Source organism: Kordiimonas sp. (genome assembly GCF_048260245.1).
Classification (GTDB): domain Bacteria; phylum Pseudomonadota; class Alphaproteobacteria; order Sphingomonadales; family Kordiimonadaceae; genus Kordiimonas.
In genome coordinates, this window is sequence record NZ_JBLXGZ010000016.1 from 67,628 (window position 1) to 80,311 (window position 12,684).

The 12,684-nt window shown below is 55.3% G+C and carries 12 protein-coding genes and 1 other RNA gene; 10 read left to right on the top strand and 3 right to left on the bottom strand.

Going from position 1 to position 12,684, the window contains the following annotated elements:
* Position 1: 1 nt before the first annotated feature.
* Positions 2–368: a transfer-messenger RNA gene (ssrA, locus tag ACN0VM_RS10210) on the bottom strand.
* A gap of 94 nt (positions 369–462) precedes the next feature.
* On the opposite strand from ssrA, the gene ACN0VM_RS10215 reads away from it, so the two are divergent.
* The 4 genes from ACN0VM_RS10215 to ACN0VM_RS10230 all read left to right on the top strand — a co-directional run bounded on the left by ACN0VM_RS10215 (position 463) and on the right by ACN0VM_RS10230 (position 4,411).
* Positions 463–1,056 carry a hypothetical protein gene (locus ACN0VM_RS10215; protein WP_417450779.1) on the top strand — a complete coding sequence of 198 codons (594 nt, stop codon included), beginning with the start codon at positions 463–465 and terminating at the stop codon, positions 1,054–1,056.
* 150 nt (positions 1,057–1,206) lie between these two features.
* Positions 1,207–2,001 carry a thymidylate synthase gene (locus ACN0VM_RS10220; protein ID WP_417450780.1) on the top strand — a complete coding sequence of 265 codons (795 nt, stop codon included), beginning with the start codon at positions 1,207–1,209 and terminating at the stop codon, positions 1,999–2,001.
* Positions 2,002–2,019: 18 nt separating this feature from the next.
* Complete coding sequence (locus ACN0VM_RS10225; RefSeq protein ID WP_417450781.1) at positions 2,020–3,900, top strand: ATP-binding protein; 1,881 nt, start codon at positions 2,020–2,022, stop codon at positions 3,898–3,900.
* Positions 3,901–3,928: 28 nt separating this feature from the next.
* Positions 3,929–4,411: a dihydrofolate reductase gene (locus ACN0VM_RS10230; RefSeq protein WP_417450782.1), complete on the top strand. Its 483-nt coding sequence runs from the start codon at positions 3,929–3,931 to the stop codon at positions 4,409–4,411.
* Positions 4,412–4,479: 68 nt separating this feature from the next.
* Here the strand turns inward: ACN0VM_RS10230 and ACN0VM_RS10235 are convergent, their stop codons facing one another.
* Entirely contained in the window at positions 4,480–5,556 is a 1,077-nt protein-coding gene (locus ACN0VM_RS10235) for a P-loop NTPase (protein WP_417450783.1), read from the bottom strand.
* A gap of 157 nt (positions 5,557–5,713) precedes the next feature.
* Here ACN0VM_RS10235 and hflK point away from each other — a divergent pair, with 157 nt between their 5' ends.
* The 4 genes from hflK to ACN0VM_RS10255 all read left to right on the top strand — a co-directional run bounded on the left by hflK (position 5,714) and on the right by ACN0VM_RS10255 (position 9,476).
* Positions 5,714–6,814, top strand: coding sequence for an FtsH protease activity modulator HflK (gene hflK, locus ACN0VM_RS10240; protein WP_417450784.1), 1,101 nt, complete (start codon positions 5,714–5,716; stop codon positions 6,812–6,814).
* 3 nt (positions 6,815–6,817) lie between these two features.
* The gene (gene hflC / locus ACN0VM_RS10245; RefSeq protein WP_417450785.1) at positions 6,818–7,693 is read left to right on the top strand and encodes a protease modulator HflC; all 876 of its coding nucleotides are present in this window, start codon (positions 6,818–6,820) and stop codon (positions 7,691–7,693) included.
* A 3-nt stretch (positions 7,694–7,696) separates the two neighbouring features.
* Complete coding sequence (locus tag ACN0VM_RS10250; RefSeq protein ID WP_417450786.1) at positions 7,697–7,891, top strand: DUF2065 domain-containing protein; 195 nt, start codon at positions 7,697–7,699, stop codon at positions 7,889–7,891.
* A gap of 61 nt (positions 7,892–7,952) precedes the next feature.
* Positions 7,953–9,476 carry a Do family serine endopeptidase gene (locus ACN0VM_RS10255; RefSeq protein ID WP_417450787.1) on the top strand — a complete coding sequence of 508 codons (1,524 nt, stop codon included), beginning with the start codon at positions 7,953–7,955 and terminating at the stop codon, positions 9,474–9,476.
* An 81-nt stretch (positions 9,477–9,557) separates the two neighbouring features.
* Here the strand turns inward: ACN0VM_RS10255 and serB are convergent, their stop codons facing one another.
* Positions 9,558–10,526 (bottom strand): phosphoserine phosphatase SerB, encoded by a 969-nt coding sequence (gene serB, locus ACN0VM_RS10260; RefSeq protein WP_417450788.1) that lies wholly within the window; start codon positions 10,524–10,526, stop codon positions 9,558–9,560.
* A gap of 38 nt (positions 10,527–10,564) precedes the next feature.
* Here serB and miaA point away from each other — a divergent pair, with 38 nt between their 5' ends.
* Positions 10,565–11,518 carry a tRNA (adenosine(37)-N6)-dimethylallyltransferase MiaA gene (gene miaA / locus ACN0VM_RS10265; RefSeq protein WP_417450789.1) on the top strand — a complete coding sequence of 318 codons (954 nt, stop codon included), beginning with the start codon at positions 10,565–10,567 and terminating at the stop codon, positions 11,516–11,518.
* Between the two features lie 286 nt (positions 11,519–11,804).
* Positions 11,805–12,684 (top strand): thiamine pyrophosphate-binding protein (locus tag ACN0VM_RS10270; protein WP_417450790.1); only part of this gene is annotated, 880 nt, incomplete at its 3' end.

Genomic DNA, 12,684 nt, shown 5'->3' on the forward strand with positions numbered 1-12,684 from the left:
AAGTGGGCCGTTCTGTTGCTAGGTGGCCCAACCCCCACCTGATAGAGTCAACTATCAGGAATTTATAAATGTAGTTCGTGTGACTGCTTACGCAGCAACAGCGAACTCGACGTTGTTGTCGTTAGCATTTATTAATGGTGGCCCATTACAGCGGTGCCATCCTGGGCGAAAAGCAAACATCTTTCGATACACGTCGATCCTGGTTCGCCCCCGTCAGCAAAGGTCAGAATTTCTCTCTCTGGCCGTTCCTGGTGGAGGCGCCGGGCACTGCCCCCGGGTCCGCAATACGTACTCAACGCGCCGTTTATCGCCATAGCTGGAAAACCAGCAAGACGGATATAAGCATAGTTTGCGGCAATTTAAAGCCCTATCGCGCCGGGGCTTTATTTTTCTGATTCGAGTCAAAGGCCGGTTTATGTCATAATAGTTCCGACTTGTGACTAATTGAGAGGAGATCTGATCATGAAGGAACAAGGGCATTGGGAATGGTCGAATGAGACCGGTCCCCGCGGCAATCTGCGCGAAGCAGTCGCCCTTTTTGACACCGAAGAGAATATGCAGGCCGCTGTGGATGATCTGGAAAGCCACGGTTTTTCAAACGCGGCCATATCCCGGCCTGTCCCTCCGGAAGAGGTGGCGGCGGCCATTCATCAGCCGGTTTTTGACACGGCGGACCTGGAGGATAACGCCGGAGTGCCGCGTGAGCCAGTGGATGACAATAACAGCCGTACCGGAATCACGATGGTGGCTGTATTGACACCACTTTACCTGTTGCTATTGGCGGGAGCTGCTTTTGCCGCAGGCCATGGGCTTGGGACCTGGGAAGCGATTGTTTTGATTGTCGGATTGGGGGCTCTGGGTGTGGTTGGTGCTGGGTTCTATGTGACCAAACTCGTTAGCGAGAGGCGGGCGCGTATTCAGGCGGAAAAATCGCTGGGCGGATTATTGTTGTGGGTTCGCACCGGAAGTCAGGAACAGGAACGGCGCGCGCTTGAAATATTACGCCGCCACGCTGGCCGCGACGTGCATTTGCATGGACCACCCCTGTTGCAATAGCGCCGCTGCCGTAAGCTGTGTGGCTGACCGACTGGACGTTAGACTGCTCTATTTTTGCCAACCTGTGCCCCGGCTATTGCCTCCGGGCGGTGGTCGTCCTATAGCTTTGGTGTACATTATTTCACAAGTCTGGCTGTATCAGGGGGCAACATGCGGCAATATCTTGAGCTGCTTCAACGTATCCGCGATGAGGGAGTTTATCGTGGTGATCGCACCGGCACAGGAACCTATAGCGTCTTTGGTCATCAGATGCGGTTCAAGCTTGCAGACGGTTTTCCCTTAGTAACAACCAAAAAGCTGCACCTGAAGTCGATTATTCACGAGCTTCTATGGTTCATTGCAGGCGATACCAATATCAAATACCTCAAGGATAATGGTGTCTCTATCTGGGATGACTGGGCCGATGAGAAAGGCGATCTCGGGCCGGTTTATGGACACCAGTGGCGCAGTTGGCCGACACCGGACGGCCGCAAGATAGACCAGATCACAGCCCTTATTGAGCAGATCAAGAATAACCCCAACAGTCGCAGGCTTATCGTCTCGGCCTGGAATGTTGCGGATGTGGACAATATGGCCCTGCCTCCATGTCACTGTCTATTTCAGTTCTATGTTGCGGACGGTAAACTTTCCTGCCAGCTCTATCAGCGTAGTGCGGATGTCTTCCTTGGTGTGCCTTTCAATATTGCCTCCTATGCTTTGCTGACACATATGATGGCACAGGTAACCGGGCTTGAGGTTGGCGATTTTATACACACATTTGGCGACGCACATCTCTACAGTAATCATCTGGAGCAGGCAGACCTGCAAATCAGTCGCGAGCCGCATCCGCTACCAAAGCTTTGGCTGAATCCGGTCATTGACGATCTGTATTCTTTCACATTTGATGACATCCGGATTGATGATTACAACCCTCATCCGCATATCAAGGCTGCTGTAGCGGTTTAGGCGAAAGGGGCCGAATCCGTGGCACGGGAAAATGATATAGACTTTCGTCAAATCGCGCTGCTGGTTGCGGTCACGGCTATCGGCGCGATTCTCTCCTGGTCTGCAACCCGTGAAAGTGTACGCTCTGCCAATGAAGAAGCCCGTGCCCGGTTTGAATCAACAGCGGCGCTCTATGTCAACCGGATCAAGAACGAGCTTGATCATGGACTTGACGCCTCCGAGGATTTGTTTCGCTACTACGAAGCCTATGAGGATTTTGATGCCGAAACCTTCGAAAGGCTGGTCTCTACATCAAGCGGACTACACCGCAACCGTAAGCTGGTTGGCGTCGTTATAGCGGTTAACGAGGATAGCGAGGCAGGTTATCTTGGTTATGCGCGTTCCAAGTATGCCGGGGCCTATCAACTTAAGTCTGCGATTGAACCGGCTTCAGCCGCCTATCAGGACGCGCGAAAGTTTCCGCTGCTTTACGCCTGGTCATCTGATCTTAAACAGCAGGAGCGTTGGAAGGGGGTCAACCTCGGAGCACATGCCGACCTGAATGCCTTTTTCGAGGAAATGCTGAGGCTGGATCGTCCGGGCGGCATCTTGTTGCCGAAGCATGGGGCAAAGGAAACAGGCTGCGTTTTACTGGCTTTTCCGTTCCGGCGAAGTCGCGAAAATGCCAGTGGTCTGGTCGTGCAACTGATTGATTTGCCAAAAATGGCACGGTTCGCGCTTGAGGCAGACCGCCTTGTTGGTCTGAATGCGAGTTTTTTATCGCAATGGGCGGATGGCGATCGTCGGCAACGTGTCGAGATCATTGACTGGAAACTTTCAGACGAGGGTATGCCGTCAGACACACCGCGGCCTTGGGTTAGTGCGCAGGATATGCAGGTTGGTGCGTATACGTGGCAGGTTACGCCATGGGCCCATTACATTGGTTTCAAAGTTGACTATAGCGCGGCTTTCCTTACTGCCGGGGTCAGTGTTGTACTGACCGCACTGGTGATCTTTATCGTCTGGTCGCAGTCACAGCGTGCCAAGCGGGTTGTAGAGATCGTGAACCGGCGAACACGTGCGCTTAAGGAGGCGCACGAAGAGCTGGAGCAGCACTACAAGCTGCTGCAAAACCTTAACCGGGACGTTGAAGAGGCGCGCCGCTCGGCAGAGACTGCCAACCGGGCGAAGTCCGAATTTCTGGCGACCATGAGTCACGAGTTGCGTACTCCCCTGAATGCAATTCTGGGCTTTTCCCAGCTGCTGCAGGAGCAAGCGCTTGGGAGCATTGGCGACAAGCGCTATGTAGAATACGCACGGGATATCAATTCCAGCGGCACGCATCTCCTATCGATTATCAACGACATTCTTGATCTCGCGAAACTTGAAGCTGGTAAAATCCGCATTGAACATAAAGTGTTGTCAACGCGACTTCTGGCCGAAGGGGCGATTGCTCTGCTCAATCAGCAGGCGTCAGTGAAAGGCATCAAACTTGAGACCGAGTTTGCGGATAATATGCCGGATAAAATATATGGTGATGAGCTGCGTCTTCGCCAGATCCTGATCAACCTCGCTTCCAACTCTATCAAATTCACCAACCAGGGTAGCGTGACCATAAAACTGCGCCCCGAACCCTTTCCCAGTGGCCGGCCTGGTTGGCTGTTGGAGGTGCACGACACAGGTATTGGCATTCCGCAGGAGAAGCAGGACACGCTCTTTGACCGTTTCACGCAGGTTGACGCTGCCTTGTCGCGCCGTCATGGGGGCGTGGGGCTGGGTCTCGCGATTTGTCGGGAGTTGGTTGACCGTATGGAGGGTAAAATCAGTGTTGCCAGTACGGAAGATGTGGGAACCGTCATGCGCGCGCACCTGCCACTTGAAGAGCCCATGAATTCAGACGATGACGATGGCATGATATAAAGTTCAGTTCAGTAAGGAGTATAAGGCTGTGATATCAATGATTGTGGCGATGGCATCTAATCGTGCGATTGGCAAGGGCAATGACCTGCCGTGGCACTTGCCGGCGGATCTCCAGCATTTCAAGGCCGTGACCATGGGGAAGCCGATGATCATGGGGCGAAAGACGTTTGATAGTATCGGCCGGCCGTTACCGGGGCGACGGACTATTGTGGTAACCCGCGACACGGCTTGGCATACAGATGGCGTGGACGTGGCTTATTCGCTTGAACGCGCCATCGAACTGGCGGAGACGGTGGACGAGGTCATGATCGTGGGCGGGGCACAGATCTACCAGCAGGCCTTGCCACACGCTGACCGTCTGTATGTTACAGAAGTTGGCCTTGAGGTTGATGGCGACGCCTTTTTTCCGGTCTTTGATACAACAGAGTGGCGGGAGACTGAACGCAGGGACTTTCCAGCCGAAGGCGAGACCCCAGCGTACGGGTTTGTCACCTATGACCGCAAGTCGTGATTAGCGCGTCTGGTCATCTGCGATTCGCCGTGGAGCCATTCTTCCTTGCTGAGACGCGAAACCGGATACTACCGCGTTAGGCTTTTGGCGATCTGGCCGGCGATGGCGTGATAAGCGCGGGCTGGTTGTCCGTCAGGTTCCTGCATGATGACCGGTGTGCCTGCATCGGCGTTTTGTCGCACGCTCATCTCCAGCGGAATGCCGCCAAGGAAAGAGCATCCCAGGACGTTGGCTGTTTCCTGCGCGCCGCCGTGGCCAAAGATATCCGAGGCCTCACCGCAGTGCGGGCAGATGAAAGTGCTCATATTTTCAATGATGCCGAGAATGGGCACATCAACCTTGCGGAACATCGCGAGGCCCTTGCGGGCGTCAATAAGGGCGAGATCCTGCGGTGTGGTGACAATCACAGCCCCGGTAAGCGGTGCCTGTTGCACCATGGTAAGCTGCACGTCACCAGTACCGGGCGGCATATCGACGACAAGCACATCCAGTGGCCCCCAGGCCACGTCGCGCAACAACTGCTGCGTTGCTCCCATGACGCGCGGGCCACGCCATACCACGGGTTGGTCAACATCAATCAGAAAGCCGATGGACATCAGCTTGATCCCATGAGCGACAAGCGGTTGGATAACCTTGTTTTTGATCTCAGGGCGCTCATCTACTCCCATCAGCATCGGCAGGGAGGGGCCAAAAATATCCGCGTCCATGACACCCACTTTCAGGCCTAAAGCCTTCAGGGCAAGCGCCAGGTTGACTGACGTGGTGGATTTTCCCACGCCGCCTTTGCCGCTGGCTACCGCAATAATATGTTTCACCCCGGGAATTTCGACCGGTGTTGGCGGCGCTTTGCCTCGTGGGGCAGCGGGTGCTGCAGCCTGTGAGGGCTTTCTGTTGGCGGTGACAATGGCGTTGGCGGCATTGATTTCCTCTACCGAGGTTGCAGCTTTTTCTACACCCAGGCGCAACGCTTCCATGTCCGCCGGTGGCGTGTCGCCAAAGTCGAGAATAATACCGGCCTTGTCGCCATCGATTACTACAGCACTGACGATCCCAGCGGCGACAATCGAGCGTCCATCAGGGGTGTGGACGGCGTGCAGAGCATCCTCTACAGCCTTTTTTAAAATCTCTTTTGGGGAATTCGACATAAAAACCTCGCAAATCAGCGAAAAACCGGGCCAAATTGTCCTGCAGGCGTTGCAGCGGCAGGAGGGGTACCATATATAGTCTAGCAAGACACGGTCTTTCTGTTCACATTGAAACAGATGAGTTCTGAGGCGCTGATGCGCAATAGGGGAGAATTTTATGCCTTGGCAAAATAACGGCGATGGTGGACGTCCCAATCCTTGGGGTAACGGTCCGCGTCGCGGTGGTGGCGGTGGTGAGCCACCGAATATTGACGATTACATCCGCAAAGGACAGGAGCGTATCAAGTCTGCGCTGCCGGGTGGCGCAGGCCCCATGGCGTCGCTTGGGCTTTTGGTGGCAGCGATTTTGTATCTTGCCTTCGGGGTTTATTTCGTTGGCACTAACGAGCAAGCAGTTGTCCTGCGCTTTGGCAAATGGGTCGACTCGGCTGGCCCGGGAGCGCATTTCCATTTTCCGATCATCGAGGATGTCGAAGTTCGCGGCGTGACAGACGAGAAGGCAGTCTCGATTGGTAGTCGTACCCAGCAGGATAGCCGCCGGGCAAACGGTCGTCAGCGCTTTGCGACCCTTGACGAAAGTCTGATGCTGACACAGGACGAAAATATCGTTGATGTACGTTTCAACGTCGTGTGGCGCATCAAGGATCTGGGAAACTACCTGTTCCAGCTCGAAGATCCGGAGGGTACCATCAAAGCGGTGTCCGAAAGTGTCATGCGCGAGATTGTGGGGAAAACCCGCATCACGCCAATTATTACAACGGCCCGTGGTCAACTTGAGCAGGAAGCGCTGGACGGTATTGAAGACACACTTGATTCTTATAATGCTGGCGTTGATATCCTGCGCGTACAGATTATCGAATCTGAGGCACCTTCTGAGGTGAAAGATGCTTTCCTCGACGTGCAGCGTGCTGAGGCAGATCAGCAACGTTTCAAGAACGAAGCCGATGCCTATAGCAATAAGGTCGTCCGTGAGGCCGAAGGTCAGGCAGACCGTATGGTCCAGATCGCGGAAGCGTACCGGGCCCAGACCGTCGCGCGTGCCCAGGGTGAGGCTGCCCGGTTCCTCTCGGTTTACAGTGAATATGTCGCTGCGAGAGATGTAACCAAGAAACGCATCTATCTGGAAACGATGGAGGAAATCCTGTCCGGTATGGATAAAGTGGTTATTGACGGTAAAGCCGGTTCTGGTGTTGTGCCTTATCTGCCGCTTGACCAGCTAGGCACCAAAAAATCCAATTCTAAAAGCGGGGGGGAATAAGCCATGGGTCCCAAAGGAATAATCGGCCTTGTTCTTCTGAGTGCAATCGTCATTACCGGTTACAACAGTGTTTTTCAGGTTGATGAACGTAATCAGGCCATCGTGGTCAAGTTCGGTGAGCCCAAACGCACGGTGACCGAGCCTGGCTTGAAGTTTAAAGTGCCGTTTGTTGAGCAGGTTATCTTCCTCGATAAACGCATCCTGAGCCTCGACGTGCCGCCACAGCAGGTAATGGCAAGCGATCAACGTCGCATTGTGGTTGACAGTTTTGCGCGGTACCGCATTGTTGATCCGCTGAAGCGCTATCAGGCTGCCCGTACGGATGCGGGGGCTGAAAGTCTGCTCGAAAACGCAATGGAGTCGACCGTTCGGCAGGTGTTGGCACAGGAACCGATGGCTGAAACCGTATCCGGCCAACGGGCTGCGCTTATGACACGCATCAGTGAGCTAACCAACGAACGCGCCAAGACCTTTGGTCTTGAGGTGTTGGATGTGCGTCTGAAACGCGTGGATCTGCCAGCAGAAAACAGCGAGGCCATTTTCCGCCGTATGGAAACAGAGCGTCAGCGGGAAGCGATGGAAAAACGGGCCAGCGGCCAGCGTGATGCGGTGATAATCCAGGCAACAGCCGACAGGCAAGTGGCCGAGCTCATTGCAGAAGCTGAGCGCAAGTCCCAAACTATTCGCGGTGAGGCGGATGGGAAAGCTGTGAAGATTTTTGCAGAAGCGTTTGGCAAGGATGAAGAGTTCTTCGAATTCTACCGTACTATGCAAGCTTACAAAAAAGCGCTCGGCACAGATGACACCCGGCTTGTGCTGTCGCCGGATAGTGAGTTTTTCAAACTGTTTATGAATGAAAACGGCACATCCAAGCGGTAGTAAATGAACTGGGAAATGTTATTTGTTGGGCTGGGCCTCGCTCTCTTTCTGGAGGGCGCGGCCTATGCCATAATGCCGGAAAGCTTTAAAAAGCTGCTTGTCGCAGCCGCGGGGCAACCCGCCGCAAAGCTCCGCGTCATGGGCTTGACCCTGGCGGCATTAGGTGTTGCCATGATATGGATGGTCCGGTCCCTCTGAGGGGGAGGACCCAATAACCGGCCACCGCGAGTAACGGAAAATAATTTAAAGGAGTAGTGCCTTGAGCACCAACTTGAGCAAAGCGATCGACACGAGACAATGGACAGGCATGCTTCGCATCATGCTGACTGCCACGCTGGTTCTGGCAGCTGCGATGATCTCTGTCAGGCCTGCCGCAGCACGCGGCGCACCTGAAAGCTTCGCCGACCTTGTGGAGAAGCTCTCCCCCGCAGTTGTGAACATATCAACGGTTCAGACAATCCCTGCCCGCAAGGGTCGCCGTATGCCGAATATGCCTGAAGGTATGCCATTTGGCGACCTTTGGGACCAGTTCCGCGACCGGATGGATGAAGATGCAGAACCACGTCAGGCGCAGTCCCTTGGTTCAGGTTTTATCGTCGACCCAATGGGTATCGTGGTCACGAACAACCATGTGGTCGAGGAAGCTGATGAAATTACAGTGATCCTTGCTGATGGCGACGAGTATCCAGCCAAACTGCTTGGTCGTGATTCCCTCTCGGATATTGCGGTTCTCAAGATCGAACCAGAGGACGGGGCGAAGTTTCCATTCGTAACCTGGGGTGACAGCGATAAAGAACGCATTGGCGACTGGGTGATGGCGATCGGCAACCCGTTTGGCCTGTCAAGCACGGTCACGGCCGGTATCGTCTCAGCGCGCAATCGTAGTATCAATACCAACGATGTGGAGTTCATCCAGACAGATGCGTCGATCAACCGGGGTAACTCCGGTGGGCCGCTCTTTAATATGGATGGTGATGTGATTGGTGTGAATACCGCAATCTTCTCTCCATCTGGCGGCAACGTGGGTATCGGCTTTGCCATCCCGTCCAATGATGCGGAACGGGTGATGCGTGAACTGCGTGAACACGGCAAGGTTCGTCGTGGGTGGCTCGGTGTTGGCATCCAGCCCATGACCAAGGAAATCGCAGACTCGCTCGGTATTGAGCAGGACGAAGGCGCGATGGTGACACGGGTCGAACCTGACAGCCCGGCGGCGAACGGCGGCATCAAAGATGGCGACATCATTATCAAATGGGACGGTCAGGATGTTGAAAACAGCAACCGTCTGAGCCTGTTGGTGAAACGCACCGATATCGGCAAGCCGGTCGATGTGATCGTGATCCGTAATGAGGAACGTGTGACGCTGAAAGTGACTACTGGTGAGTTGCCAGCGGAGCTTGCCCAACTTGGTCCGCAGACCGACAGTGACGGTGACGGCCTGCCTGACGAGCGTGCAGACCGCCAGCTTGTCGAGGGCATGGAACTTGCGCCCCTCAATGATGGCCTGCGTCGTCAGTATGAGATTGATGAAGGTGTCGAGGGCGTGATCGTCCTGCGTGTGGCTCGTCAGTCACCTGCGGCGCGTGTGCGTATTCGTCCTGGCACGGTGATCATCAGTGTCAACCAGCGTGATGTCACAAGCGCGTCGGAGGTGGTGGATATCATCGACGAAGCGCGTGATGCAGGTCGGGACCGTATTCTGGTGCTGGTGAACTATCGCGGCAATACGGTGCATATTCCACTTAAATTGATGGATGACGATGCGGTGTCGGGTGAGGAGTAAACCCCACACCCTTCGCCTAACTAAAAAGAAAAGGGCCGGTTTTCCGGCCCTTTTTTGTTATCAACAAGGGTGGTTGCAGCCTCAGTCTGTGACGAACTCTGCGTCACGGTAGCCTTGGAAGTAAAGCAGGCTGGTGAGGTCGCCGTGGCTGACGGCCGCAGCGGCCGCGTCACGGGTTTTGGGTTTGGCTCGGTAAGCCACGCCAAGGCCTGCGGCTTCGATCATCGGGATATCGTTGGCACCGTCGCCGACCGCAAGGATGTCATGCACCTCAAGCCCCAGTTTGCTTTTGAATTCCACGAGCGTGTCGAGCTTGGTTTGCGCGCCGCAGATCGGCTGCCTGACTGTGCCCGAAAGGCTGTCACCGTCAAACTCGAGCACGTTGGCGCGGTGAACGTCAAAGCCAACCTCAGCGGCGACCTTTTCTGTAAAATAGGTGAAGCCGCCAGACACCAGAACCGCATGACTGCCATGTTTTTTCATCGTCTGCACCAAGACGCGCGCGCCGCCCATAAGGCGAATTCTGTCGTTATAACAACGCTCAAGGTCCAGAAGCGGTAAGCCTTTGAGAAGCGCAACCCGTTCTGTGAGCGCGCCTTCAAAATCAAGTTCGCCGCGCATGGCGGCTTCGGTGATCGCGGCAACCTTGTCCTTCAGGCCAATAAAATCTGCCAGTTCATCAATACATTCCACCGTAATCATGGTAGAATCCATATCGGCCAATATAAGTTTCTTGCGCCGGCCTTCCGCCGCCTGCAGGCACCAGTCAAGGCCCGGTATGTCCAGCGAGCGGCGCAGGGCAGGATTGTGTGCCAAAACTGTGCCGGATATGGGCAGGTTTTGTGCAGGATATGCCGGATTCTGTGCAGGATCTGTGCAAGGATCAGGACACTTTTGTGCATCATGTGCAAACACCAGATCAAGCGCCTTGCCTTCGCTCAAAATGCTCGTTTCCACACCAGTGGCCGCCGCAACTTTCACATCATCGGCGATCTTTTCAATCGGCATGTCACAGCCGGGGTTGACGACAAGGGTCAAAGCGATATGCATGGTGGGAGACATCCTTCATATGACATCATTTTGGCGAGGTGGCCTTGAAACGAGCCCTTTTTATTGCAGGTCCAACCGCGAGCGGCAAGTCGGCATTGTCGTTGCGCCTTGCAGAAGATCTTAACGGTGTCATCATTAATTCTGACAGCATGCAGGTTTACCGTGACCTGCGGGTGATTACCGCGCGTCCGGGCAAAGAAGAGGAAGCACAGGCACCGCACAGGCTATACGGCTTTCTGGACGGCGCTGAAGTTTGCTCGGCCGCTTTCTGGGCCGAACGCGCGGTGGCGGAGATAGAAGCCGCCTGGCAAGGCGGGCAGACGCCGATTATCATCGGCGGCACCGGCATGTATTTTAAAGTGCTGCTGGACGGCATCGCCACCATACCAGACATACCGCATGATATACGGCAGATGATCCGCACCCGCTGTGCCGAGGAGGGCAGCGAGATGCTGCACGGCGAGCTTGTGGCAGTGGATGCCGCCACAGCAGAGCGCCTGGCACCGGGCGACAGCCAGCGCATCTGCCGCGCGCTTGAGGTATATCACGCAACCGGCAAGCCGATCAGCATGTGGCAGGCGGACACAAAGCCCGGCCCGATGAAACCTTGTGACGACAGGGGGCAAGTGGTCAAACTGGTGCTGGACCCGCCGCGCGAGGTTTTGTATGAGCGCTGTGACCGCCGTTTCGATGCGATGCTGGAGCAGGGCGCACTGGATGAGGTACGCACCCTGATGGCACGCGGGCTTGATCGCAGCCTGCCGGTGATGCGCTCGCTGGGCGTACCGCAATTGATCGCCTATCTTGACGGAAGCCTGCTATTTGATGAAGCCCGGGAGGATGCGAAGATGCAAACCCGGCGTTTTGCCAAAAGGCAACTGACATGGTTCCGCAACCAGTTTTTTTCATGGCAAAGGTTACCTGCGCAACTTTCGGAAAGCCAGTACCGGGATTTTGTGAATAAAAATATCAAAAACCCGTTGACTGAGTAATTTTCATAACCTAAAAAACCGGTATCGGCACCAAGCCAGCCCAGGTGCTGATACTGGAACCAGCAGCCCAAGTCGGTTCCAACTGTGACGAGACCCACCCCTAGGGGCGCTCTTGTAGCGCCCCTTACTATTATAGGGAACTGGCTATTATAGGGAACTGGCGTTCTGATAATGCCGCCCGTTGTGATCATGGGGGTAGCTTGTTATTGGGTGGCGAAGACCATCTCGCGCTTCGGGAAGGAAAGCGAGATAAGGATACAGGACAAACAGTCAAGCGGATAGAACGATGACGGCAACAACCACTACACCGGCTAACGGTAAAGCGAATGCGAAGGCAGATGATGCGCCGACCCTGAGTGGCGCGCAAATGATCCTAAAAGCGCTGGCGGAGCTAGGTGTCGAGGTCATCTTCGGCTATCCCGGCGGCGCGGTGCTGCCGATCTATGACGAAATTTTCAAGCAGGATAAAATCCGCCATATCCTCGTGCGGCACGAACAGGCGGCGGTACACGCGGCAGAAGGCTATGCCCGGTCCACCGGCAAGCCGGGCGTTGTGCTGGTGACTTCGGGCCCCGGTGCGACCAATGCGGTGACTGGCCTGACGGATGCGCTCTTGGATTCTATCCCAGTGGTTTGTCTGACCGGGCAGGTGGCACGGCATTTGATCGGCAATGACGCCTTTCAGGAAGCCGACACCGTTGGCATCACGCGGCCCTGCACCAAACATAACTATCTGGTCAAGGACACCGAACGCCTGCCGGACATCATCCATGAAGCCTTTTATGTTGCCACCAATGGCCGTCCCGGTCCCGTGGTGATTGACCTGCCAAAAGACGTTCAGATCGAAAAAGCGGTTTACCAGCGCTCAGGCCTGCGCGGTGAACACCGCACCTACCGCCCGCAACTGGACGGCGACGAGGCCGCGCTGCATGCGGCGGCAGAAGCTTTCGCCCGCGCAGAACGCCCTATCCTTTATACAGGCGGCGGCATTATCAATGCGGGGCCTGAGGCGTCTGCCCTGCTTACGGAATTTGCCCACCTGACCGGTGCGCCGGTGACCAACACCCTGATGGGGCTAGGCGCTTATCCGGCGCGGGACAAACAGTTCCTTGGCATGCTGGGCATGCACGGTACTTGGGAAGCCAACCACGCCATGCACGACTGTG